Source organism: Paenibacillus sp. BK033, from assembly GCF_004345425.1.
Classification (GTDB): Bacteria; Bacillota; Bacilli; order Paenibacillales; family Paenibacillaceae; genus Pristimantibacillus.
Map to the genome: position 1 here is coordinate 1,001,725 of NZ_SLVP01000002.1, position 26,696 is coordinate 1,028,420.

Genomic DNA, 26,696 nt, shown 5'->3' on the forward strand with positions numbered 1-26,696 from the left:
TCCTCCCTATTTCTCTTTTTATAGAGTTATATTGGATACGACCACAGTCGTCACGGACTGCGCCTCGAGATTAACCGTAATTTTGTTACTATAAATGAACAGCTCCGCTTCAACCAGGTTTTCCTGCTCCGAGGTGCGGTACAGCTTGGCCGTTGTGCCGTCTGGGACAAAAGGGCCAAGGTCGAAACGGATTCGTCTTTGCCCTTCCCGGTTATGCACAACCACCGTAAGCTGCTTGCTCGCCGCATCGTAAGCCGCAATGGAATCGCGGTCGTCGGGACATAAAATACGGTTGCCGGGACGAATAAACTTGCTGAATTGAGCCATCGCGTAATATTGCTTCGTTATTTCGTATCGGTTCTCGCCATGCCTGAAATCGGAGTGGATAAATCCCCAGTTATTCTGGGCGCTTTCGTCCTCCACGGCCTGCCAATACACCCAAGCTGCGGGCTGCAGCAGCCGCAGATCCGTAATGACCCTCTCAGCCAGCTCCATCACACTGGTCATATCCCCGTGATCATGCGGTCCCGTCCCGCCGGTTCCGTACTCCGACATCCACAGCTTTTTCCCCTTTTCCCGAGCGAGCTTGCGAATTTCCTCGAGGCGAACGCCGTTATAAGAATGGGTATTGATTTGCGAGAAGCTGTTAAACGTCTCCTCGTCGTAGCCGTGCAGCATTTCCAGCGTTTCATCCACGCTATTTTCATCGGGTGCGCTGACTGCCGTTTCGGTTAAGCCTTTCAATTGGAGGGATCGGGCGGTTTGCTTAATGATCTCCATCTGTTTATCAAGCGAAAAATGAGCGCCCTCTTGAATATTGCCCTTCTTCCACCAGTTCGAGACCGGTTCATTCAATGGATTAAGCGTCCGGAAGGCAACGCCGTGCGCTTCCTTGTAGTGCTTAACCACTTCCGTTAAATAATCCGCAAACTCCTCGTAACATTCTTCACGCAGATTATTTCCGCCGTCTTCCGAACCCGTAACGGAACCGCTTACCGTCATCCAGTAGGGCGGCGAATTCGAAAAAGCTTCTGCAATATCAGCTCCGCGCTTCATCGCTGCCAGCAAGACGTTCCGTTGACCCTCGTCGGCACTCCAGTCCCATATGCCTTTCTCCGGTTGAAAGCCCGGAACATCGCCGCCCGGACGCAGCGTGTTAGGCTGGATCGCCGGATTTTCCCCGCCGCCGATGTTGTACCGGACGATGTTTAAGCCTAGACCTTTATCCGCATCAAAAATAAGATCCATGATCTCATCTTGCTTATTCCGATCGCTCCACTGGCCGACAATATGCCCCCACCAGGCAAGCGAGGTGCCCCAGCCTTCAAATCCGTCGTAACCGTTCTCCGGCTTGATTTGAATGAAAGCATCCCCGTCGATAAGTCCGTTACCGTTTCCGTTATTGCCGCTCATAAGTCCTCCTGCTCAGCCAAGTCTGAAACCTATTTCATGAAACGGGTTTCATAATTGCTGAAAAATGAATACCCATTGACGGGTATTGATAATAATGGAGCTCGATTGAAAAGGCTTACAATAATCTGGTTTTAATTATATTCCCGACTTCCGGAAACTGTCAATACTTGTTTATTAGCTCCTTCATAAGCAAACGAGACTGCCGTGTGGACAGTCTCGTTGCCGCTTAAATGCGGTTCGCGCTATTGAACGGTTACGCTCATTTCCCTGCTCTTGGTCTCTCCCGCAGCGTTAACGAGGACGGCCTCATAGACATACTCGCCAGGCGCCCTGTCCGAAATCGCCGTTACCGCGGATTGCGCATTTGGCGTACCGGCTTCCAGAGCCTGCGTATCTATCAATTGCCCGTTCTCATAAAGCCGGTACTCGCTTGCGTTTGTTCCCCACCACATATTCATGGAGATCTTGTATTCGCCGTTGTTATCCCAGTTGTCGTTCGATAATACCGGCTTGCCAGGATTAGCATCCGTTACGGCGACAACCAGCGGAGCGCATGCCGTAGTTCCGAACGAATTCGCGAGCTCGCAGGTATACGTGTACGTTCCGTTTGCTTTGCCCGTCATATCGGTCTTTACGGTTTGCGCTTCAGGCGATTTGTCGGCGAGCTTCTGCGTATCAATCAGCTCCCCATTCTCGTACAGCTTATATACGGTACCGTTATTGCCCCACCAGAGGTTCATCGTAACGGTATAGCTTCCGTCTTTTAAGCCGCTGTCATGTCCGTTGTTGTCCGACAAGACCGCTTTCCCCGGCACATCCGCGGCAAGCGGAACCTGAACCTTCAGGTTCTCCTGTGCCTGCCGAAGCTTCGCCGATTCCGAATCAATCTCAGCCTGCGCAGCATTTGCATTCGTGCATAACTCTTGCGCAGCCGCCAGTTCCGATTGAAAGACCGCAACGCTCTCGGATGTGTAAGGTTCTAAGTCTATCGCTTCTGCTTCTTCTATAAACAGCTCGAGCAGCGTGCGGTCTACGGTTTTTTCATGGAATTCGATTTCTCCAATATTGGCATATCCGCTTGGCGTGTAATATCTCAAGTACCGGTAAGCCTTGCTGTTGTCCAGCAGCTGCGAATACCATTTGAAATCCGATATGCCATTAATCGTAAACAAAGTCTCGTAGTTGATGCCATCGTTCGAGCCTTGAACCTGAGCGCCGTTGATTCTTGCGATATTTCCGTTTCTGCCGATAAACCGGATGCTGCCGACCACCTTCTCGTTGCCTGCCGCAAGGTCAATGCGAGCCCAGCCCGATGCGGCTTTTGTATCCGGGGATGTAGCCGTATCCCCGTCAAAGGCGCGCCAGCCATTCGTCGCGGCATCGGCCGTGCCGTCCCAGGAATCGGAAGAGGCAAGCGTCATGTCGGCCGTCACCGGGATCTTCGGATAAAGATCAGCCAAGGAGACAAGTAGATTTCTTGCGTCCAGCAGCTGGTTCAGAATCTCCATTTTATCGGCGCCCGGCTGATTGTTCGCAGCCTTGATACGGTCTATTTCTTTCAAATACTTGTAATAGCTTGCTTGTGTGAATCCTTCCGGCCGTACGATTTTGGAATGGAGGTCATAGTCGTAATAACCGTAGATCCCGACCTCCGCAATATTGCCGTACCAGTTCCCCGCGTTATACAGCCTGAGATACCGGTAAGCTCCATGATCAATGATTTTATCCAGTCGGATGTCGGTCCAGGCATTGGACAGAGCACCCGTAACCGGAGTCGTCAGATTGCTCCAGCTCGCGTTATCGTTGGAGCCTTGGACTATCAGTCCGTCCAGCCTGCCGGCCAGCGTAGCTCTTGGATAGAGCTTAATCTGAGTCAGGCTAACGGAAGAATTTACGCCAAGGTCAATGGTATAGGAGGAGCCCGGACCGGTAACCAGATCGCCGTAAGTCGACGTATTGCCGTCAAACAGCAGATAACCAACCTGTTCCTTCGTCAGGCCGCTCCCTGTTTTCACGTATTGATTGTCGGAGGCCGTAACGGTCGCAAGCTTTGTTACATCGATCTGAATCGGCGCGTATTTCCCTGGTACAACAACGTTAATCGCGCTTGTATTTGCTGTGGTCTCATCCGCTTCATTCGTAACCGACAGTACAACGGAGACGATGGTGTCCATAGCCGGCTGCGTAATCGTACCGTCCGTTCCAATGATTCCTTCCGGTGTCGCGGATGCAACCGACACGGAATAACCGTCCGGAACCCTCGGAAGCGTTAGGCTTGCCGAGCCTTTTGCCGGCACCGCAATACTCGTGATTTTGGATGCTACGGTTTCCGCGGATGCCGTATATTTGCCATGCAGCTCTACTTCGGCAACATTCCCGCTCCAAGCGGTAGGATTATACAGCCTGAAGTAACGGTAGGGCTTATGCTCCAACAGCTGATTGCCGCTAATGTCAAACCACTTGTTCGCTTGGGATGACGCCACCGCCGTTGTCAGGTTGGTCCAGCTCGAATTATCGTTGGAGCCTTGAATAATAAGCCCGTTCATTCGGGCCGGATGGCTCGCTCTTGGCAGGAGTACGATTTCGTTCAACTCTACCGCTGCCCCTTCGCCGAAATCAACCGTATAAGTCCCCGTGCTATTCGTCAAATCTCCGTAAGTACCAGGATCGCCGTCAAACAATAAGTAGCCCACTTGCTCGGCGGATAAACCGGTCCCCGGCCATTGCGGGTCGGAAGCCGTCACTTTCGCCAGGCTGGTTACATCCAGATATGTCGTTCCGTCAACGAGGAATAAGGCCGAGCTGTCCGTTGTGGAATAAGCCGTGTCGCCGCTTGTTCCGTCCTTTTTCTCATAGTCGATGGCAAACTTAACCGATCCGGTTGGAGCGGCCGGGAGCATCTTCGCTTCTGCCGTCCATGTTTTCTGATCGGATGTGCTCACCGCGGCATCCTGACCTTGAATTCGAACCTTGACATTTTGAATGGCATCGCGTGCCGTTATGGTAATCTTCACGGTATCCCCGGTGGAAATCTTGCCGTTTACGCTTTGTTCCGAGCTCATGGATACGGAAGCCAATTTATTGCCGGTCTCATAACGTGTCCCGTAAATTCTAAATTCGGTCAGCTCCAGGAAATTTCGGACGATGCCATATAGAACATCAGGCAGAGGTTTAATCATTTCAAGCTTGATGTAACGGTACTTCTCGTCCCGGCGCGCTTCATCCACATCCAGGGTCTGGTATTCCTGCGTCATTCGCGTAGCGCCTGGCGTCAGCCGCGTCCAGTTCTCTCCGTCATTCGAGCCATACACCGTTGAGTTGGCAAGCCGATCGGCGAAAATATTGCTCTGGAATCCAAACTTCGTCGCGGATACTTTATAGTCGGGCCCGAAATCAAGAATATGGTACAGGTAAGGAGCTGATCCAAGCGCAAGTCCGTAATAGCCGCCCGTATCATAGCTCAAATCGTCCATCTTGGTAACGTCGGCTCCCCAGCTGGACCAGAAAACGGAATCGGAGTAATGAATGCTGCCATCCGCCCGGAGAGGCGTCGTTAACGCAAGATTTTCCGCCGATTGCCTAAGCTTGCCCAGCTGCCGATTAAACGCATCATTGGATGCCGTATTTAACATCCCGATCGTCTCGTTATAGACCGCTTCGTATTGAGCAAGCGAGTCTGACACATAAACGGCGGATGGATCGTATGGCGCTATAGCCGCTTTTACGGCGGATACCCGGTCCGAAGCCGTAACGATGGTAATCTTTTTCGCCGAAACGCTTGTTCCATCGGATGCTTCAGCTATAAAGGTTGACTCACCGGCCTCTGCAGGCTGCCAGTTAAATGCGCCCGTTGAGTCATTTAGCGTTGCACCTTCCGGTTTATTAGCCAGCGAATAGGTGATCGTATCGGCACTATTGGCATCATCCGCAGAGAGATCGAGAGTAAGGGCTGAGCCAACAAACGTATATACCTTCAAATCCGAGCTTCCGGACTTAAACGCCGGCGGCGTTAATTGCGTTGCTGCCTGAGCGTTAATATGATCGATGTCGACGATGGTGCCGATTGATCCTTTCACTGTCAAATACGCGATATCCCCCATAAAGCCGGAAACCGTCACATACCTCCATTGTCCGTTGGTATCCGGCAAGGTCCAGGCCGCGCCAAGCATATCGAGATCAGCCGGGCCGTTGGTCCGGATTTTCAAGCCAAAGGTCTGCAAGCCGTAACCCGAGCTTAGATAAGCAACCGTAGTTCCCGCTTCCGTCGCATTCATGCGGACATAAGAGGCATCTCCCTCCTGCTTGGTCACGGAATGAGCGTCCAACGCAGTGTAACGGTCTTCCACTTCCATGATTGATGGGCTTGCTTGCCGTTTTGGCAGATAAGACGCGCCTTCAGCCTCCGCTTGCTTCGGGATATACAGCCAGAAGTCGCCTCCACCGTCGACGTTATCCCAGTTGTTGTTAAGCCCGCCGCCGTAATAAAACGTAAGCGGAGTTCTTTTCTTAAAGGCTTCGAAATAATACGGCGCCTTCTCGGCAACATCGATCCCTCTCGCGTATGTATAGTAGTAATAGAGGTCCCAGAAGTTCGCGGTATTGTACCTGCCCCTATACCCGGCAGCAAGATGGTTATACGTGTCCCGGATCGTACCGTCCGGCGAAATCGCGTAAGCCACAGGCGTCCAAGGGGTATCATAGCCAAGCATATATTGCCAGAAATAATCGGCGGTTGCGAGAATGCGGTCATCCAAAAACTCGAATGGACCCACGGCATCCGCGCTTTCGGAGACGGTACCGTCTACCGGGTCTACCTTTGTTCCCTGCGCCAGCAGCATCCGCGATAGGATCGCCGCGTTCGTTAAATCGCCGCCTCCGTGAGCCTGGTCCCGTCCCATCTCCAAATGCTGCACATGCGGCGTTACCGGTTCTCCCGTCAGGTCATTCGTATCCACCATGCGGAACATCTGTTTAATGGATCCGTTAAAGCCCTGGTCATTCGCTGTCTTATTCACGGTGAACCATTCAACGGCCTCATTATATCTCTCTTTATTGTTCGTAAAAATATAACCGGCCATCGCGCCCATTAACGGATACGTATGCTGATTCATGAAATAGTTGTTGCTGTGTTGAAACGTTTCAATAACCGGATTAATCAGGTTGTTTGAAAAATTCGTTGTATCCTGCTCCGTCCACTCCCATTCCGGCGAGGGGCTGCTTGTATATCTCAAAATCTCAGCTGCCGTTACCATCCGGTTAAGCGGAATCCCGGTATGAATATGAGCATCCGTGTAATACGCGTATTGGGATGGATCCATTTGGGACCAGATCCGAATCGCCTTCATCGCATTTGCCCGGTAGGTCGCATCGCCGGTTACGACATACATAATGGATTGCGTGTAGGCCAGCAGGGCATCGCTTATAAATCTCGATTGAATGCCTTGGCTGTTAAAGAAATTGGACAACGGTTTCGTTGGGTCGGTTGCGCTTTGATTTTTGATCGACACGGTCTTGGAGGCTTGAGCCGAGGTTGTCATGGCCGTGTAATACGAATACCAAGGCTCCTTATGCGCAAGCACTTGAGCCCGCATGTTCTCCAGAATGTCCTTCGTTAATCCGACGCCGGGATGCGTAAAGCCATTGCTGCTGATGCTTTCCTGAACGGTAACGGTATAGCCGGAGCTGTTCCCCTCACCGGTATCCTCGGCCGCCGCTGCCGCCCCTTGCGGCAGCATCGACGCCGCCATGCTCACGGTAACGATCATGGACAACAGCCTCGTCCATACCCTGCTGAAAGTTAATTGCCCCACCAATAACTCCTCCTCTAGTAAGATGATACCGCTTACAAATAACCTCGCCATAAAACGCTTTGAATCGGCATCCTTCCTCCTTTCGTCCAATCTACTTTAACTATAGAGCGAGGCCCCGACCGCTCCTATCGCAATTTTGCAAGATTCCTGTAACTTTTGCGTAAGCAAAGAAATGCCCCGGACGAATTGTCCGGAGCTTATTAGATCTTATTTTTATATTTTATTGGTGTAAAATGCTTCGAATTCAGCAACAGAGTCGAAGGAATTTAAGGCTACACCCTCCGCTATGAGATGCTTCTCCAACTGAACGATAAGCTGCAACACGGCTAACCGTAACGGTTCGAAATTAGTTGGATCCAGCAGCGAGACAAGATCCGGATATCCAAAACGAACGTAATACTCTCGATAATCCCCTATGTCACCAAGACCAGGCCAACGCCCTTTTTCCGCCGCGTACAATATTCGGGCTAGTCCGTCTTGCAAGCCGGCAGAAACAAAGAAGGCTGTTTCGTAATGGCCCTTTTCGCATGCGGTCAACAGCTTGTTCATCATCCCCCGTTCCTCTTCGTAGTATCCCTTCATACGTTCTTTGTAAGAGCGATTCTCTACCAGATTGTTTCTTTTCTCCGATACAAGACGAATGGTGGAAGCCGTCAGTTTCTCGCACGCCATTAAAATATCATCCGGACTATGGCTGAACATAATCGTATCCAGGTATTGATCTAGTTGTTCCGGCTTTACCTTGAGATCTCTGACTTGCTCACGATAGTGGCCCCAGCTTCGCTTATAATAGATTTGGTTCAAGAAGCCAAGGGACTTGAAAATGTCTCCAGCAATCTTTTGAGCTTGAATCCGAAAATAGGACAGATCTTTAGAGTCTGTAAAAATCCGCATATTAGCCAAGCCGGCAAGGCATTCCTTTATAACGGATTCTGCTTTATTTACCATTAACGATGCATTGGATTCGCTTCCAATGCCCGATATCTTGTCTCGAAGCGCCATGAATCTAGCAAGATCATCCTCTGAACGAACATACAATAGCTGGCAGTCCGCTATTATCGTTGTGTTCCACTCCTCCGATGCTGCCATTCTTTCAGCACGATCCCATCCGATTGGCCAAAAGTCAAAGCTTATGCCTTCGATTATAAACTGGCACTCTGCCTGTCTCCCTTTATCGGTTGCCGGAACAAAGAAGAAATCCAAATCGGAACGTTCCGTGGCTCGCCCCTGCAAATAAGATCCGTAATATCCGACAATCGAAATATCCTCGGAGTAATGAGTTTTAATATGCTCAACAATAATATCTGCGACAGCAAAAACGTCAACCATAAGCCCCCCCCTAGTCTGTCTACATCAAATTCCGATAGCAAAAGATCCTCAAACCCTATTCAATTGTGTTACACTCCTATACTAGCAAATTCGGGAACCCTTTTCCGGGTATAAAACATATAAAAGAATTTTTAGAAATCCAGGCATAAGTGCACTGTAAGTGCCTCAGCAATAAAAGAAGCCAAGTATCCGAAGTACTTGGCTTCTTTTATTGTTCAATATTAAAGCTAATGAGCTGCGGTCGGCTGCCCAACGGTGGTTTCTTCAAAGTCACCGGCATTAAAATCGTTGGATTGCCTTGAGAAGCTCTCTAGACGGGCAATATGCAAACCGCGCGATACTTGGATGCAGAGGATCAAAAAACACATGTATAGGATCAGCGTAACTAAACTCAGGATAAGAATCATCGATCCGCTCAGCTCGTCGGCTTGATTAACCATACGGCCAAGACCGTTTGAAATCATCATGAATAGAAGAAGCGGCAATGCCAGGCTGCAGATCCAGCGCCCTTCCTTCTTGGCACCGTCTGTTTCTTCCAGATAACATCGTCCAATCATTCGGTAAATAGAAGGAATCCCGAATAAGTTGTAAACGGGAATCAGAATGCACGCAAGCGCTTTTCCCGGCGAACGGGCGAAGCTAGGGAAGAGCGCCTTCATATCGAGATGAACGCAATAGATCCAGATAAGATAGACAACCGCGGCAATATAATACAGAACGGAGGATACGATCTCGACGAAACCGTAGAAATCGTAAATATAAGCGGTGAAAGCATCCAGACTTGCCGTATACACAATGGAGCTTACCAAATCGGCACAGGCAAATCCGGCAAGTACCCACAGCAATATTTTCAATACGTTCGACAAAGTCTCTGACTTCAATTTCAAGGTTTAATCACGCTCCGGAGATAGGGTTTAGGTAATTGCCGCAAATAGGAAATAGCTTCTTCTAATGTCGCAACCGGGACAATCTCGAGCTTCAAACGCAGTTTTTCCGAGGTTAACTCGGCTTCTTCCTCATTGCTGAGCCCCGGATACATAAACGTATCTTTATCCTTGGGCACGAAGAATATATCCGTACCCGCCGCTTCGGCCGTTCGCAGCTTATCCCGGATAGCGCCAACGGAGCCGACTGTATGGTCTTCTTCAAGCGTTCCCGTGCCCGCGATAATAATCGTGCCGTCTTGAGAGAAATCCTCCTTCATCGTTTCCTCTACCAGCCCAATCCCCAGCATTAGTCCGATGGAGTCCCCGTAATAATCCGAGGTTTCTTCGATGATCTGCTGAAGCCGCTCATTCTGCCGGTCTTGTGTAATCGCGGTGGAGCTTACCTCGGAAGCCGAATCAATGGCATGGTGGATCGTTTCATTACGCATTTCTTCCTCAAAGTCGAGCATTGCGCTAAGATCGTCTTCAGCCGAGGAATCGACCTTCGTAAATTCGGCTTCCGAATCGCGAAGGCCAACGGAATACTTCTCATACCGGTTGCGCGTAACGCCTTCTTGGACATACACGAAGTTAACGCTGCCGTCGACTTCGATCTCTTGCATCGGAACGATCTCGCCCGTAGTCGTGAAACTATAGTACTGGGGCCAATAAGCATAGATCGCAACAGTAAAGGGAATGAGAAGCAATAGAATGCCTATAATCCAATGGCGGTATGACTTTTGACTGTCGTTGCTTGTCATTTGAGGTAATTCTTTCACTTTCGCAACCATCCTATTTGTTCGAATGTAGATCGAATGACTCCTATTCGACAGTTGGATAAGTATTCCTGCTTAATAAAGGAAGAAATGCGTAAAGCAGCCTGCCAGCAGGCAGACTGCTTTATTAACGGCTCAATACCATTTCAGTAGATTTAACCGAACGCCTCTTCTTCCGAAAAAGGCCTTTCGTTATGTAATATCCTATTAGAATACCCGAGCCGTTTAAGATAACGTCGTCAATATCAACGGCCCTCATTCCTAGATGAATGAAATACATGATCCATTGTCCGAATTCAATAATAAACGGGATCGCGACCGCATAAATGGCTATATTCATTTTGGGAATGACCCGGATATTAAAATAATAGTAAAAACCAAACGGCAAGCAAATGAGGAGATTTCCTATAATATTTTTGAACGCCGTGCTGGAGGGGATCTCCTGTAGGTAACCAACGATGGTTTTGAAAGGGATATAATTATACAACATATATTCCGTTTGCGCCGCATAATAAAGCCACACAATAAATACGACGGAAGACGTGTATAAAACAAAAGATAGATGAAGAACCTCCCGAATCAACTTGATTCTGAACACTTTCCATAAACTTATTCTTATAATCAAATAAAGCAGCGTTACGGGAACCGCGATTATAAGAATATCAAATCCTAATCTCATGAATGGATCTCCTTCTTCACTCGTTTTCATAACCTAATTTTTTCCACAAACCACTAGACGATGGATAAGCTGTAAAAGTTACATATTGAGATCCTATTTTTCAACAAAAAAGCAGCCGATCAAGGCTGCTTCCTCTCCTTCTTTTCCATCTCATCCAGCTGCTCCTGCAGCACCTTCAAATAACGGTCAATGCCCGCTTCCTTCAGCTTCTGCTTCATCGCGGCCAGGTCGCCTTCTATGTCCTTGCTTATCCCAAGATTCAGCGGTTGAACGTACTGCTCCTGAACCGTCTCCAGACTGGACAGCTCGTCGAATAAGGAGGACGTATCGAACAGGAAATTTTGGTACGGGTCAACACCGTTCTTTTCGGCCAGCTTTGGGCCCTCCTTAACGGTCAGCTTGTCTACGATTGCCTGCCATTCTTCCGGATAGCGGACTGGAACGTTCATGTAGCCGTCCATTAATCCTGTCCAAGCCTGCTTCTTATTCTCTTCCTTAATCCCGTCGTAAGAGATCATGCCGCCCTGCAGCTTGTAATTCTCGCCCTCTACGCCGTATACCAGAAGATTATAATAGGTTTGATTGGTATGGGCTTTTTCAAGAAATTGAAGAGCTATCTCCGGATACCGGGAGTTCGAACCAATCGAGATCTGCGTTGTAGTATTCGCCGAGGTATTCGGCAGAAACAACGTACTCGGGAACATATCGAACTTGTAATCCATCCAGCCGTATTCCTGCTCCGGATAAGCGGCCTTTAACGCCGAAATATACGAATTGCTGACCGCGCCAAAATGGTTATTAAACTCCAGCGGCTTTTTATTCTCCTTCATTAATGCCAATGTCTTGGTTGTTTCATTCTCCTGGGCCCCGAGAATATCATGATCCACAATGCCGGCGTCGTACCACTCTTTGGCCTTTGCGACCATCCCTTTATACTCCGGCGTATCAAACATGCTGATGACCTTGTACGGATCGTTAATCGGCGCTACCGCAAACTCGGCGACGGAATAATACTTATCCCCCGTCAGGGCAAGCCACAGGTTATCGCTGTAACGCTTGTCGATAATCATGGGCGTATCCGGAAACTCTTCTTTCGCCTTATACAAATATTGCTCCATGACAGAAAAATCTTTCATCTCGGGCAGCTGCCACTTCTTCCGCAGATCCTCGCGATACAGCATCCCTTCCCGACCGGCCCCCGGTACGTTCAGCTGAGGAATGCCGTACAGCCTGCCGTCGATCTTCATCTGCTCCAGCATCCCTTTGTAATGCTTCACCAGCGCCGGCACCTCGCCTAATAGCGGTGTCAGATCGACAAACGCGTTTTTGGCTGCAAAGGACTTGAAATCCGACCACGGACCACCTACGTAGAAATCGTATTTCTTCGAGGCAATCGCCATGCCGATATTGCTTTTCTCTTCATCCCACGGAATAAAATCAAACCGGACCGTAGCTCCGAAATCCCGTATCGTTAATTCGTCCAGCTGCTTGTAAAAGGAATCCATGCCGCTTGCCGGCGGATTTCCCATCGTAATCGCGTTTAACTGAATGACCGGCTTTACCGCCTCCGCAACCTCCGCCCTATCGGGGATATTGTCCTGCCCCATGCATCCGCCCAGTACCAGAGGGATCGTCAGCAAGGCCGGCGTTATTCGAAACAACCTCATCTTTCCTCATCCCCTTGCATCCATTGCCTCTACTCAACGATGAGTTACCGGAACGTTTATCGTCACGTCGGTTCCCTCGCCTGGCGTACTTTGAAGCTGCAGCTCGGCTGTTTGGCCAAAATATAAATCCAGCCGCTTCCTGATATTGCTTAGGCCGTAACCGCTCCCGCGATGCTTTCGCTGCCCGCCGCCTCCCTCTTCCGGCATACCGACGCCATCGTCACTGATTCGCATAATGAGGCGTTCCCCCTCAATATGGCCCGTAATCCGGATGGTGCCCCGGCCGCCGGGCTTCTCCGAGACACCGTGAAGAATCGCGTTCTCCACAAGCGGCTGAATCGTAATTTTCGGGAGCATGCAATCCATCACCGATTCCTCCACTTCCATTTCAAGCTGGACCCGGTTCTTGAACCGTTTCTTCTGAATCTCCATATAAATCGAGCTTAACCTCAGCTCATCCCTGACCGTAACAAAATCATTGCCTTTGTTCAGAATCAGCTTGTAATAATCGGACAACGCATAAATAATCTGCTGAATGTTGTCCCGCTCTTCCTTCTGCGCCATCCAGTTCAGCATATCCAGCGTATTGTACAAGAAATGGGGATTGATCTGGGACTGGAGCGCCTTCAGCTCGGCCTGCGTTTTCTCCTGGCCTAATTTGTACTGCTCGACCATCAGCTCCTGCACGCTGTTAATCATGTAATTATAGCTTAAGATAAGCTGGCCGACCTCGTCTTTGCTTGTCCGGATATCCAGCTCGTTCAGGCGGCCCTGCCGAACCTGGCTCATCTTGTTCATCAGCAGATAAATTCTGCGGGTAATCGATCTGGCCACCGGGAAAATAAACAAAAGCAGAAGGAGACAGATGATCACGTAAACCATCCCCATCTGATATTTGATTTCATTAATGCTCTTCGTGGCGGCGCGGTGCGAAATAACGGACATCAAATACAGATTGGTACCCCCTATTTCTTGGCCTCTCGCCATATAGGACCCGCTTGCCAGCGAGACATTCACATAGGAGCCCTTGCTGTCAAACGGCTTATCCAACCGCATCGTTTCCAGCTCCTTCCCGCCGCTGCCGGCCACAAGCTCGCCGGCTGCCGTCTCCACATAAACAAGCTGCTCCGGATTGGATTTCGTCAAGCTTTGCTGAATTTGCTTCAGCTCCAGGTTAAGCGAGACGATGCCAATTGCGGAGGTATAGTCCTCCGGATTCCAGAGCAGCTTGTTCAAGGAGAGATAGGTCTGTCCCGTGCGGGTATCGATATCTTTGTTTAACGTCCAGGTGGGACCGCCCTTGTTCTCGATGACCTTCTGCGCCCAATCCAGCTGCCGGATGCTGTTCATCCGCCGGAATAACGTATCTACGCCCGTAAAAGCATAGTTATCGTCCACAAAATATACGATGCTGTCAATGTCCGAGCTGGACACCATAATTTGCGTGTAATCCACGATATTGCCGTAGACCTCGATCTGGTCGGCCACGCTCATCCGTGCCGAGCCCTTGGCGAGAATCGCCTCCATATCCTTGTTTACGATAAGCATGGAGGATAATTCCTCAATATGCTCCAGCTTGCGGTTTAAGGTTGTCAGCGTTTGCTCGTAGCTCTGGTTCTCGGCGTAATTTTGCCCGTTCACAACCAGCTTGCGGATCTCCCCATAGGAGATAAAGAACGTAATAATAAGCGGGACAATCCCGATTAAGGCGAATAGAATGATAATTTTTTTGCGCAGAGGCATATCGTTGACAGCATGAATAAGGTTCATCCGGATCAGGTCTTCTTTCTGTATTCAAGTGGCGACAAATCGGTTGAAGCCTTGAATACTTTGGCGAAGTAGCTCGCGCTGGCATAGCCGCACAGCTCGGCAATGGTATTCATTTTGTAATGCTCGCTCATGACCAGCTTTTTCGCCAGTCCTATCCGGTAATCGCCGATATACTGCTTAATCGATACGCCGGTCTCTTGCTTGAACAACATTCCCAAATGCGCGGTAGACAAATGCATATGGTCGGCGATCATCCGCAAATCCAGATCCGGATTCTGATAATGCCCCGCAATATAGTGAAGCACATCCTGCACCAGCCGCGAGTAGGGCGAGGTCTGCTTCACCTCCTCCAAATAGGCCGAGCAGATGATGCTCATTGTCAATTCTACTTGTTCCAGGGTTCGGCAATCCCGCAACGCTTCTTCTACACGATGAATGCCGTATTCGTTCTCCAGTCCGATAAGCAGCTTCTGGCTGCCTCCGACCAAGGCTAACGCCGCCGTCTCGAATATCGCGATGATCCGGGCACGGTCGGCGTATTCCTGTTCTCTTAACAGCCTGCACGAAGTTTTCACCCACTCCGGGAGCAACTCCGGACTTTCTTCCTTCCGCTTGTAAAACTCCGGCAGCAGATTGGCAAGTACGGCATGGCTCTGCCCCTTCTCCTCCTGCGGCTGATAGAATCCGCGCTCCGGATCGTAGAACGACCGTTCCGAAGCCCGGCTGGCTGATTGGAAACTTGCGGGCATCAACTCCAGCCCGTTTGCCGGCTCTCCTATGGCAAGGCTGTACGCCTCCTGTTTTCTCACAAATAAATCCGCCAAATAATGAATCCGCTTGTAGTCCTGCTTGTCGTAAGCGGCAACAACAAAGCAGCGGTAACGATCGAGCTGCTCCCCGATGGCCATGACGCCGTTGCTGCTCCAATAGCGATTGATGAGGTCAAGATCGGCCCCGCTGCCCTCTTCTTTCTTCCGGCATGACACAATCATTCCCGCGTAACGCTTGCCCACCGGAAAACCTGTTTCCTGGCATAACTCCTTGACGGTATCCGGATTGGCGCCGCTCTCCCTCAGCAGGCCGGCCAATCTTTGCCGCTCCAGCTCATTCTTTTGATTCAGAACGGCCGTTTGCTTCTGCTTGCTCTGAATGGTGCGGACCGATTTTAATATCGCCTGCTCCACTTCCCCCAGCTTGAGAGGCTTCTCGATATATTCAACGGCGGACAGCTTAATCGCGCTTTTGAGATATTCCACGTCCATATACCCGCTCATAAATAGCAACTGGCATTCCGGAGAAGTCTCGGCAAGCTTCTCGGCAAATTCGATCCCGTTCAGCTTGGGCATGCGGATATCCGTCAGGACAATATCCGGCTTCTTCAGCCCAGCGAGCCTTAATGCTTCAGCACCGTCGCTTGCGAGAAAAACTTCCCGGATGCCGAATTTCTCGAAATCGATCGTCTCGCTTAAGCCTTCCCGGGTGTAATCATCGTCATCGGCAATCAAGATTCGCATGACTTATCCCGCCCCTCTTCCCCCCGTAATGTTAACGCTTGCAATTCTATTAAATTTTATAGGATATCCGGACAAATATAAATAGAAGGATAAAGTTCTAGCCATAGACTTGCAGCAGTCGATCGTATTCCGCTAACGTGACGGGGATAACCGAACCATGCCGCGTCTGCCTGGGCAGCGTATATTGAGCGGGTACTTGCCAGTATCCGGATCCGAGATCGGACGTAACCAGCGGGATATAGCCCCGAAACCCGAACTCATCGATAAACAGATACCATTTCTCTTCGACATTGGATTTGAAGACGATGGGGCCTTCGCCTCGGACCATAAAATCCTGCTCCACCTGCCCATGAATCATCCTGTACTTATCGTTTTTAATACCCGTTCCTACTTCCTGCATGATGTTTTTGCCCTTTGCGAACCGGTAAATCAATCCGTTATGCTCGATCAAGGTTGCATCAAGCACGGAATAGCCGTAATCCATATACACTTCGGGCCTGCTGAAATGGACAAAATCTTTCGTTGCCGCAGCCATCATCCGGTGATACCTTCCGCCAGATCCCCCGTCTGAAGAGTCCGCCATTGAGGCCCAGAACACCTTGTATTCCCGGCAGCCCGCATCATAGAAAATTTCGGGCGCCCAAGCGCAGCCTGCTTCCGCGTTCGCAATCTCAACCATCCGCTGATCCGACCAATGAACCAGATCGTACGAATGCCAGACCATAATCGACCGGCTGCCCTCGGTGACCGCCCGGTTCCAGCCGGGCTTCCGGTAAATACTCAAATCCGTCGCGACAAGATAAAACTTATCCCCCTGCGGCGATCGCGCCAAATACGGATCCCGCACGCCGCCCTCCCCAAGATACGAGGTCAGCACGGGCCTGCCTCCGTTAAGCTCATGCCAATGCAGGGGGTCGTTTCCTTTGCTTAGCGCAAAGTATACCTGCTCTTCTTCGGCCGTCTCATTGCCTTTGAAATAGGCAAACAAATAACCTGCATAGTGATCCGCCACTTGATCAACCCTCTATCCTCAGGAGATTTTCCATCGCCGTGCCAGTTGCCAAAAAAGGAAGACCCCTGAATTCGTTCAGAAGCCTTCCTTGCCTATTATTTCAATGCGGCTTGACGTTCTTGATACACTTTAGTCGCCTCGTCCAGCATTTCCTGACCGCCGGCTTTCAGCCACTCCGATTTAAAGGCTTCAAATTCCTTCTCCGCATCGCCTTTCGTGACCATGACCTTGGAATAGAACGAATCCTCAAGCGTGTTCAAGTTCGCCAAATATTTCGTCTTCGACTCCAGCGGAGTTGGTCCAAGAAGGTCGGAAACGATCTCGTTGCCGGCATTCAGCTTATCCGAGAATGCTTGCTTGTCGGCAGGCATCTGGAACTTCGCATTGGAGAGCGAACGGTCTACAAACGGGTTATAATAGCCTCCCGTGCCAAGGTCGTTCTGGAGCTGCGGAGTATCCAGGTATTCTTTTTTCCATACCGGAACGCCGTCTACCATATCGTAGGATTTGCCTTCTTCCCCGTATGTCGTTCTCAGGTACACTTCGTCGTTTGTCGCCAGGTCTTCAAGCATCTGCAGGATCTTGATCCGTTTCTTGTCGTCCTTCTCCAGCTGCTTGCCGAACATGAGCGGGGTCTGCAGAGGACCGTTGGACATCACATAGGATTTGCCGGCAGGGCCAATCAGACCTTTGCCGTAAACGACAGGGAAGCCGTTTGCTTTGTCCTGCTCCAGCTGGCCGAACAAATGATGGTACATGTAATTATCCTTAATGCCGATTTTCCGGCTGTTCCATTTGGTGTTGATCTGGTCCTGGTCATCCGTCAGGAACTCCGGATCAATCAGGTCCGAATTGTACCATTGATTAATCTTCTTTACGGCCTCCTTCGCCTGGTCGGTGATCCCGCCCCAAGTGACCGTACCGTCCGCCGCTGCCATAAACTGATAAGGATTAACGCCGTAAGCGGCGAATACTTCGTTAAACAGCTGGTTTCGTGCCGATTTGCCGCGGCCCGTCATGCCGTACGTATCCTTCTTGCCGTTGCCGTCCGGATCGTCATTGCGGAATTTCGTCAGCACGTCCTCGTATTCTTCCAGCGTTTTTGGAGCTTCGGTATAACCGATCTTGTTCAGCCACGCCCCGTTATAAGTAGGAATAAAGCCGTAACGGCCGTTCAGCCAAATTCTCGGCACACCGTAATTCTTGCCGTCAACCATGGCAATTCCCCATGCCGCCGTATCGACCTGATCGATGTCCGCCGAATATTTCGGCATATACTGCTTGATCTCATCGGTCGAAATGCTTGCGATGATGCCTTGTCTTGCGTAATTCGCCATGTCCGCTTCCTGCAGCGTACCCGGGAAAATATCCGGAATCTCGTTAGAGGCGAGCTTGAGCTTAAAGCTTTCATCCGTCAAATTCATGTTGATGAATTTGACGTTGTATTTCTCTTCCAAATACTTCTGAGTCGGGTTCCCGTCTGCGGAAGGAAGGTTCCAGGTCGAACCGATCGAGATCTCGATAGGCGCTTCTTTTTCTGCGCCGCTGTTTCCTTTTGCATCGTTGGTCTGGGATGCGTTTGTTGCGCCGCTATTCGCATTGTTATTGGAATTGCTGCTGCAGCCTGCCGCCATAAGAGACATTGCCAATACGGATGCCAGAATCACCTTTTTGCCATGCTTCATCTTTTTTTGCTCCCCTTTACATGGAATAAACGATTATTTAAACGGAGAATGTACCCCGGATAAACCAAACCCTATCAGCCTTTCAGAGAACCAACCATCGTCCCTTTGACGAAATACTTCTGCAGGAACGGATAGACGATAAGGATAGGCACAACCGCAAAAATAACGGTTGCCGCTTTGATCGAAGTCTCGTACTGAAGATTAGCCGCCCCCGTAACCCGGCCGAAAATCTCGGCGTCCGCACTGGTGACGACAACCTCCCTCAGGAAGAACTGAATCGTCTTCAAGTCCGTATCCGTGACATAGATAATGGCATCAAACCAGGCGTTCCAATTCGCTACGGCTGCCCATAACCCCAGTGTGGCAAGCACCGGCTTAGACAGCGGTAGAATGATGCTCCAGAGTATCCTCATGTCGTTGGCACCGTCGATTTTGGCGGATTCTTCGACTTCAACCGGGATGGTCATAAAAAAGTTCCGCATAATGAGCATCGAGAAGGTTGGGATAAGTCCCGGCAAAATGTATACCCAGAAGTTATTCAACAGATGCAAATCTTTGATCAATAGATAAGACGGAATAAGTCCTCCGCTGAAGAACATCGTAAAAACGATGATCATCGTATAAAAGCTGCGGTGAGGCAGATGCCTGCGGGACAGCGGATAGGCGGCAAGCGCCATGGCAATGAGCGTAAGTACCGTGCCAAGGACGGTACGCAGCGTTGTATTGCGCATGCCGATCCAGATTTTCTTTTGCGTGAGCAGCTGTTCCCAGGAGAACAGATCGATATCTCTCGGGAACCAGTGGAATCCGAAGCGGCCGGCTTCCTTAGGCGCGCTGAAGGAGACCGCCGCAATATGAATGAAAGGATAAATCGCTATTACGCAAAGCATCAAGATGAACAGAAGCAGAAACACTTGAAACACTTTTTCTCCGGCAGTCATTTTCATACCGACATACTCCCCTCCTTACAGAACGCCTTCCTGTCCCATCTTTTTCACGATATAGTTCGTCCCGAGGACCAGCGTAATCCCGACGATATTTTTAAATAAGCCAACCGCCGTGGTTAATCCCATCTGGAAATTCACGATCCCTTGACGGTAAACATAGGTGTCGATGACATCCCCGACTTCGAATACGGCCGGGCTGCACAAGTTGTAGATCTGGTCAAAGCCCGCATTCAGAATGCCGCCAAGCGACAGGATGAACATAATGGAAATAATCGGCAGCATGGAAGGCAAAGTCACATGCCAGGTCTGCTTCCATCGGTTCGCCCCGTCCATCCGCGCTGCTTCGTACAAGGTCTGGTCAATCCCCGACAGGGCCGCAAGGTAGACGATCGTTCCCCAGCCCACTTCCTTCCAGATATTCGTGATCACCAGGCTAAAGCGGAAATATCTTGTATCCCCGAGGAAGTAGATCGGATCGACTCCGAACCAGCCCAGAATGTAGTTAACCGGTCCAGTCGACGGGGACAGCATCAGGAAGACAATGCCGGATAGAACAACCCACGAGAAGAAATGCGGCAAATACGAAATCGACTGCGCGATTTTCTTAAACCAGGTAATCCGCAGCTCGTTCAGCAGCAGAGCTAGGATAATAGGCGCCGGAAATCCGCAAATTATATTCAACCCGCTGATGATAACCGTATTTTTCAGAATCCTCGGAAACTCGGGCGACTGGTTGAACAAGTAATCAAAGTAGGCAAAGTGGTTCCAAGGACTGTCCCAGGTTCCGAGAACAGGACTGTAATCCTTGAAGGCAATCAGAATGCCGTACATCGGCCCATAGCAAAAGATCGCGTACCATACGAGCACCGGCAGCAGCATAAGAAGAAGATATTTGCTTTTTTTGTACTCTTTCCAGGTGCGCTTTAAAGCGGATTGCTTTCCCGGAATGTTGACGCTTTCAAGTTTGACGGCATGCGTTTTTTCCATCCTCTCTTGCTCCTTTCTCTCCTCTTCTCTCTACCACAGGAGCACATGCTTGTTGTTCAAGCGAAGCGTAGCTTCAATCGCTCGATTTTGTTCCATGTGCTGCCGATCCACTGCTCAATCTCGTCTTTCGCCATGTTCATTCTCCTACTCTCTGTCGTTGACTTGCTACTTAAATTGTAAGCGTATCAAAAAAACGAAAATATCATAAAATTACAAGATTCCTTGTAATTTTCGCTTCATACTGCGCAATTAAATGCTCCTCGAGCGCGAAATAACAGTTATTTCTCATAAAAATAGCGTTGCAGAGGGCTGACCCTGCAACGCTATTTTTCGATTTCTAATACCCGAACACGAAAGAGGTGTCCCATCGTCATGTTCATGACTTATGGGACACCCCCTTGTTAGTTATCAATAAACATACATTCTCACTACATTTATTCTGCTTTACGCATTATCCTTCTACTCATTAAGAATACGCCTACGAGAATAATAGCTAATCCTACCAGCCTTATTCCCAATTGACTGCCCTCTCCAGTTTTCGGCAATGTCGGCGTGCCTGAATCAATGGTGCCCAGGGGTACGCCATCGACGGTAATCGTAATCAAGGTTTCCGTGGCATTGCCATCCTTATTTTTAACGATAATGGTGAAACGATCCTTGCCCGTATAGCCTTTGTCGGGCTTATAAGTCCAACTGCCATCAGGCTTGACGATGACCTCACCATGCTTTGGACCTTGATTCACGACAGCGATGCCGCCAAGAGGTACATTCACGCTGCTTTCGATCAATTCGTCTTTTTTGGTCGTTTTATGGATGTCCGGCTGCTTGACGGGCTTCGAAGGCGTCGTCGATGGTTCCGGGTCAGTCGGTTCGGTAGGCATCGACGGTACCGGATCTGTCGGTTCTGTCGGCGTCGACGGTTCCGGATCTGACGGCAGCGTCGGAGTCGGCGGTTCCGGATCCGTTGGCGTTACCGGTGGTGGTGAAGGAGGCCTTTTCACATTGTCAAGGGTCACTTCAACATTCGTAGGCGAATTGATGGCCACCGGATGCTCCGTCGTATCCAGTACATATCCGGAAGGCGCTGCCGTTTCAAGAAGTACGTAATCGCCATAAGGCAGGTTTGTAAATACGGCTTTCCCGTCCGCTCCCGTCGTTAACGTGTTCACGAGCGTGCGAACCGCTCCGGATTGACGGAAGAGGTTATAGGTTGCTCCGCTTAAAGGATCATGGTTATCCTTATCCTGCTTCAACACCGTGAGCGAGACCAAAATTTTAGCATTGTCGATGATCAGGTTAACGGCTGTTGTCGAATCGATTTTGACAGGACGCTCGGTTGCGTCTAGTTGATAACCGACCGGTGCGGCCGTTTCAATCAGCACATAGTTTCCGTACAGCAATTTCTTGAATTCAACTTTGCCGTCCGCGCCTGTCGTCAGCGTATTTACGAGAATACGGTCCGAGCCCGATTGGCGATAAAGCGCGAAAGTCGCTCCGCTAAGCGCAGCTTGCGTATCCCCGTCCTGCTTCAGCACCGTGAGAGCGCCGCGTACGCCGCTGCCCGTCCCCGAACCGTCCGATACGCCAACGACGATATCTTTTGCGGAATCCTTGGTGACAGCCTGCACATTGTTGCCGCTGAAGCTGACCTTGTTAGAGACCGTATCGCCATTCTGGGCCACGATCAGCGACTGGTACTCCAGCACGTAGGCGCTCGTAATTTGGTGCAGGAACGCCAGCTTGAAGAGCTGTTTGCCCGTTTCGGGATCAGTCTCGATCGCAAGCGTGTAATCCGTGCCTTTGACGAGCGGCGTGTTCACTTTCGTAACGGTTCCGCTTGCGGCAACCGTCGTCGGATACAAATTAAACGACTCCGGAATGAGCAGCTGATTATCCGTAGGCTCGTCCGTCACAAGCGCGTCGTTTACGGTCGATTGCCCACGGTTAATATAGATCGTCCAACTGATCTTGCCGCCGTTCTGCTGACCGTCCTTGTTAACGTACTCGCCGCCTTGAGGAATATTGACGGAAGCCGTCAAATCCTTGGATTCGGATTTTGTCCCGTCCAGCAGCTGGGCCGTGTTGCCTATCGACGCATCGATGAGGTCATCCGCCAGGCTTGTGGAGAACACCAGAATATATCCCGCGGAGATAGGTTGGTTAAAGGTTACTTTCACCACATCGCCCGTATAGTTGACGGTGTATTCCGCGGCATCGACTTCAGTGCCCTGAGCGGGATTTCCGTTGGCCGGAACCGTCATATTATACACGTGAAGCGATTCCGGAATCAGCTTCTGGCCGGCGAGCAATTGATCTTGCACGATCGCGTTTGCCAATGTTTTGCGATTGTAGTTTACGCCTACCGTCCAAGTGATTTCTTTGGTCGCCGCATTGTAAGACCCTTTTTTGTAACCGTTGGCCTTTGTTTCGTTATTCGGATTAAACGTTGCCGTTACCCCGACAGCAGATGCTGCTGCGTTCTCATCCCAATCTACCGTGGTGTGGTTGGGATAAGAGGCGTTTGTTGTAATCCAATCCGAGTTCAGCCAATCGTTGTTGTATTTCGTTGTGTACGTAATGGTATAAGGCACGTGAATCGCTTCGGTAAACTGAATCTTGAAGCCGTCATTAACCGCAGGAGTTGGGCTTGCTATTTCGGTAACCGTATAGGCGGCCGCCGTTCCGCTGTCCGGCGTTATGCTTAAGCTCCCCGGTACCAGCTGCATTCCGCCCTTTGTAAACTCGTCGATCAACTGGGCGTTAGACATTGTTTTGCTGTCTTCATTTAATCGAATACGCCAGGATACCGTTTGCGCAGCGTAATCGATCGTGCCGGTGCCCTTCTGCAAAATAACCTGCTTGATGCCGCGGCTAGCGGAAGCCATTGCTCCATTCGCAGTAACCTTGTTCACGATATTCGTGGCGCCCGATCCGTCTACGCGATCGATGGAACGGGTCTGATACTCCACTTTGTAAGCGGAAGTGACCGCGTTGTTAAATTGGAGATTGAAACCGTTCAAGTGTTGGGCGGGATCATTGGTCGGAGTTACCGTGTAATCCGACCCCGGAAGAGCGGCCCCCTTCGTTCCGTTGCCGTTGATATCGAAAGTTACCGGATATACCGCAATGGAACCTGGCACAAGCTCCTGAACATCATTAAACGTGTCCGCAAGCAGCGCGTCCGTCTGATCAATGGCTTGTTCCTTGTAATTGTAATTAATCGCCCAAGATATCGTCTGGGTATTGGAATCATAGCCCGTCGACGACTTATCGAGCAGCTTGCCGTAATTGACGTTCACCGTTGAGTTAGAGGTTACTTCAGGCTTGTTGTCGCCCATGAACTTGGCGGTATTGCTGAAGGAAGCCTTGCTGGCATCATCGATGCTCGTGGTGAATTTGATGCGGTACGCCGATGTGACCGGGTCGGCAAAATGCACGTTGAGAGCGCCGCCCGTAATATCCGCCGTATAACGGCTTGGATCCACCGCGCCGCCGACAGCAACCGATCCGTCCAGATTAACGTTCAAATCGTAAACCTGAACCGACGAGGCGTCCGCCATCGACAAGCCGGCCGGAATAGGGTCGGTCATGACAGCGTTATTAACGGTGTCAAGCGCCTTGTTCACGTCTACGGTCCAGTCAATCGACTTCGGATTGTAGCCTGCGGGCACGCCGCTCTTCTCGATTGTCGACGTAACCGTTGGTTTGAAGCGCAGCGTAAACACCGTAGTACCGCCCTTGGTCGGAATGGTGATGGCATGCGTTGTGCTTCCCGTAATTTTTTGCTTATCGAATTGCGAGGAGAATTTTAGGATGCCCCCTACATCGTCGTGATCGGTAATGTAATCGTTAAACGTCATTACCACTTGATGGGTCGAAGCTGTTGCCGCGAACGTTCCGACTGTTGTCTCAGGGTCCAGCATAAGTTCGCCGGAGATGTCATTGAACAGCAAGAACTCGTCCGGAATTCCGAACGTAAAGGTGTCGCCTTCTTTAAAGCCGTGGCCGTTGGGCAGTGACCAGCTATAGGCTAGGTTTACTTTCGCCCCCTGCTCAAGCAGCTCCGTAAGCGGTACGGGATTATTGCCGGCATCCAGTACGGTTAGCTCCGCACTGTCAATGATGTTGATCACATCATCGATGGACGAGGCATACGCCTTAGAAACAAAGCCGGTCCCGCTTACCACCTGGGAAAGCAGCAGCAGGACGATTGCTAATCCCGCTATTTTTTTAAAAACCATTTTCCGTCATCAACCTCTTTTCTTGAATGATAGTCTATCGTCCCAGCCATTTGCGCTATTCTACTAAAAAATAGAGAAAACAACTAGGCAGAAAGCACTTATCCAGTTTATACTAGAATTCGACAACGTCGCAACCAATTTAATCCATTTTTAGCCATAAAAAAGGTAGGATTCGACAAAATGATTAAAAAAATTGCTCCCATTCTCCTCATTCTCGCAGGACTTCTCATCTTTCTCTACCCGACCATTAAGGACCGTTACGAGATTTATCAGCAGCGTCAAATCCTTAAGGCATGGGAAGACAACTTGCAAAGAATAGACCAGGTACCTATTGATGCGCAGAATACGACGGCCGATGAGCAGGACCAAACACCCGCTTCCGTCAGCCCGGCCTTAACCGGCGCCAACTCGGCGGATGATATGGAACAGCGGCTTCAGTCCAAAGGCATCGGCAAAAAATCGATCGAAGGCGTGCTGATCATCGACAAAATTAATTTGAAGCTGCCTATTATCACCAACGCGACGCAGGCGCATCTAGCCTTATCCGTAGCAAGCATCCTGCATACCGGCAAGCCCGGTCAGATCGGCAATTACGCCATCGCGGGCCATCGCAGCCATACGTACGGCAAAAATTTCAACCGGTTGGACGAAATCGAGATTGGCGACCGCATTCAGGTGCAGACGGCTGACGAGACTTTCACTTATATCGTAAATTCGAAGCAATACGTAAAACCGACGCAAGTCGAGGTGCTGGAAGGAAACGGAAAAGACAGCGAAATTACGCTTATTACCTGCCATCCTCTTTATAAACCGACCCAAAGGATCATTGTGAAAGGAATTCTAGCCGAAAATCAGAACGCCGAATCTTGAAGATTTTTCTATGAAAACCGGCAAGCTTATAGTAAATTAAAACTAGCAAACCAAATTAACCGGTGCTTTCCACCGACAAAGGCAAATTTAGCGAAAGCTAAAGACGCAAAGCTACAGGGTCTTCCTCGCGCGCATGCCCGAGATGACAGCCAGCCGCCGAAAGGAGAGTTTTTTTATGTTTAAAAGAATGTTTTTCCTGCTGCTTGCAACTCTGATTGCCTCCTGCCTGCCCGTGAACAGCACGTTCGCCGCCACTTCCACGACCGCCGCGATTATCGGGAAACAAGGCGTCGCTCAAGGGTACATAACCGTTAATTACAAGCCCGCAAACGGCGCGAAAGTGATTGTCCGCATTGCCAAAGGCAAGACCCAATACGATTATCCTCTGACTAACGGCGTTAAATATCCGCTGCAGCTTGGAAATGGCAGCTATTCGGTACTAATCGCCGAAGCTGTGAATGCCACGCAGTACAAAGTTATTAAGCAGGAAACCTTGGCGGTGAAACAGACCGACGACAAGCAGGTGTTCAAGCTATCCAATCCGCTGATTAATTGGACAAGCCAGACCATGGCGGTCAAGAAAGCGGCCGAGTTGACGAAAACCGCTGCTACGGATCAACAAAAGGTTCAAGCGATCTATAATTTCATCACCAAAAAATTCGTCTACGATAATAACAAAGCAAAGACCGTGAAAGCCGGCTATATTCCGAACCTGGATACCGTGTTCAAGGCTTCCGGAGGCATTTGCTACGATTACGCGGCGACCTTTGCGGCCATGGCCAGAAGCCTTGGCATCCCGACAAAACTCGTCATGGGCAGAGAACGCAGCAAGCCGAACGTAGAACATGCCTGGAACGAAGTGTACCTGAGCAATCTGAAAAAATGGGTTATTATAGACACAACCTACGATGCCGCCCGCATCCAAGGCGGCCAAAAGCCCAGCCTTTTTAAAAATACCGCGAATTACACTGTAACTAAATACTTTTAGTGACCATAAAAAATAGCGTTGCATGGGCTATCCCTGCAACGCTATTTTTAGATTTTGCTCCTTTGCGGAATCCATGAGCAAG

At 50.0% G+C, this 26,696-nt stretch carries 16 protein-coding genes and 1 riboswitch; of the genes, 2 read left to right on the forward strand and 14 right to left on the reverse strand.

Going from position 1 to position 26,696, the window contains the following annotated elements; translation table 11 throughout:
• Positions 1–18: 18 nt before the first annotated feature.
• The 14 genes from EV294_RS11395 to EV294_RS11460 all read right to left on the reverse strand — a co-directional run bounded on the left by EV294_RS11395 (position 19) and on the right by EV294_RS11460 (position 24,756).
• Positions 19–1,413 (reverse strand): glycoside hydrolase family 30 protein, encoded by a 1,395-nt coding sequence (locus EV294_RS11395; RefSeq protein ID WP_132306800.1) that lies wholly within the window; start codon positions 1,411–1,413, stop codon positions 19–21.
• 242 nt (positions 1,414–1,655) lie between these two features.
• Positions 1,656–7,223 carry a discoidin domain-containing protein gene (locus EV294_RS31000; protein WP_165930654.1) on the reverse strand — a complete coding sequence of 1,856 codons (5,568 nt, stop codon included), beginning with the start codon at positions 7,221–7,223 and terminating at the stop codon, positions 1,656–1,658.
• Positions 7,224–7,436: 213 nt separating this feature from the next.
• On the reverse strand, positions 7,437–8,552 hold the full coding sequence (locus EV294_RS11405; RefSeq protein ID WP_132306804.1) for a hypothetical protein: 1,116 nt from the start codon (positions 8,550–8,552) through the stop codon (positions 7,437–7,439).
• A gap of 227 nt (positions 8,553–8,779) precedes the next feature.
• A complete protein-coding gene (locus EV294_RS11410) occupies positions 8,780–9,439 on the reverse strand; it encodes a DUF4328 domain-containing protein (RefSeq protein ID WP_132306806.1) in 660 nt (219 codons plus the stop codon).
• Positions 9,436–10,257 (reverse strand): hypothetical protein, encoded by an 822-nt coding sequence (locus EV294_RS11415; RefSeq protein ID WP_132306808.1) that lies wholly within the window; start codon positions 10,255–10,257, stop codon positions 9,436–9,438. Before EV294_RS11415 ends, EV294_RS11410 begins: the two co-directional genes overlap by 4 nt.
• 124 nt (positions 10,258–10,381) lie before the next feature.
• Complete coding sequence (locus EV294_RS11420; RefSeq protein WP_132306810.1) at positions 10,382–10,963, reverse strand: VanZ family protein; 582 nt, start codon at positions 10,961–10,963, stop codon at positions 10,382–10,384.
• A gap of 89 nt (positions 10,964–11,052) precedes the next feature.
• The gene (locus tag EV294_RS11425; RefSeq protein ID WP_132306812.1) at positions 11,053–12,600 is read right to left on the reverse strand and encodes an ABC transporter substrate-binding protein; all 1,548 of its coding nucleotides are present in this window, start codon (positions 12,598–12,600) and stop codon (positions 11,053–11,055) included.
• A gap of 33 nt (positions 12,601–12,633) precedes the next feature.
• Positions 12,634–14,370: a cache domain-containing sensor histidine kinase gene (locus EV294_RS11430; RefSeq protein WP_132306814.1), complete on the reverse strand. Its 1,737-nt coding sequence runs from the start codon at positions 14,368–14,370 to the stop codon at positions 12,634–12,636.
• A 5-nt stretch (positions 14,371–14,375) separates the two neighbouring features.
• Positions 14,376–15,884: a response regulator gene (locus EV294_RS11435; protein WP_132306816.1), complete on the reverse strand. Its 1,509-nt coding sequence runs from the start codon at positions 15,882–15,884 to the stop codon at positions 14,376–14,378.
• Positions 15,885–15,981: 97 nt separating this feature from the next.
• Positions 15,982–16,896 (reverse strand): glycoside hydrolase family 43 protein, encoded by a 915-nt coding sequence (locus EV294_RS11440; protein ID WP_132306818.1) that lies wholly within the window; start codon positions 16,894–16,896, stop codon positions 15,982–15,984.
• 95 nt (positions 16,897–16,991) lie between these two features.
• On the reverse strand, positions 16,992–18,581 hold the full coding sequence (locus EV294_RS11445; protein ID WP_132306820.1) for an extracellular solute-binding protein: 1,590 nt from the start codon (positions 18,579–18,581) through the stop codon (positions 16,992–16,994).
• Positions 18,582–18,655: 74 nt separating this feature from the next.
• The gene (locus tag EV294_RS11450; RefSeq protein WP_132306822.1) at positions 18,656–19,528 is read right to left on the reverse strand and encodes a carbohydrate ABC transporter permease; all 873 of its coding nucleotides are present in this window, start codon (positions 19,526–19,528) and stop codon (positions 18,656–18,658) included.
• Positions 19,529–19,546: 18 nt separating this feature from the next.
• Positions 19,547–20,515 carry an ABC transporter permease gene (locus EV294_RS11455; protein ID WP_132306824.1) on the reverse strand — a complete coding sequence of 323 codons (969 nt, stop codon included), beginning with the start codon at positions 20,513–20,515 and terminating at the stop codon, positions 19,547–19,549.
• A gap of 434 nt (positions 20,516–20,949) precedes the next feature.
• Entirely contained in the window at positions 20,950–24,756 is a 3,807-nt protein-coding gene (locus EV294_RS11460; protein WP_132306826.1) for a collagen binding domain-containing protein, read from the reverse strand.
• A 180-nt stretch (positions 24,757–24,936) separates the two neighbouring features.
• On the opposite strand from EV294_RS11460, the gene EV294_RS11465 reads away from it, so the two are divergent.
• Positions 24,937–25,626, forward strand: coding sequence for a class D sortase (locus tag EV294_RS11465; protein WP_132306828.1), 690 nt, complete (start codon positions 24,937–24,939; stop codon positions 25,624–25,626).
• A gap of 70 nt (positions 25,627–25,696) precedes the next feature.
• Positions 25,697–25,787, forward strand: a riboswitch (cyclic di-GMP riboswitch).
• A 14-nt stretch (positions 25,788–25,801) separates the two neighbouring features.
• The gene (locus EV294_RS11470; RefSeq protein WP_132306830.1) at positions 25,802–26,614 is read left to right on the forward strand and encodes a transglutaminase-like domain-containing protein; all 813 of its coding nucleotides are present in this window, start codon (positions 25,802–25,804) and stop codon (positions 26,612–26,614) included.
• Positions 26,615–26,696: the final 82 nt, after the last annotated feature.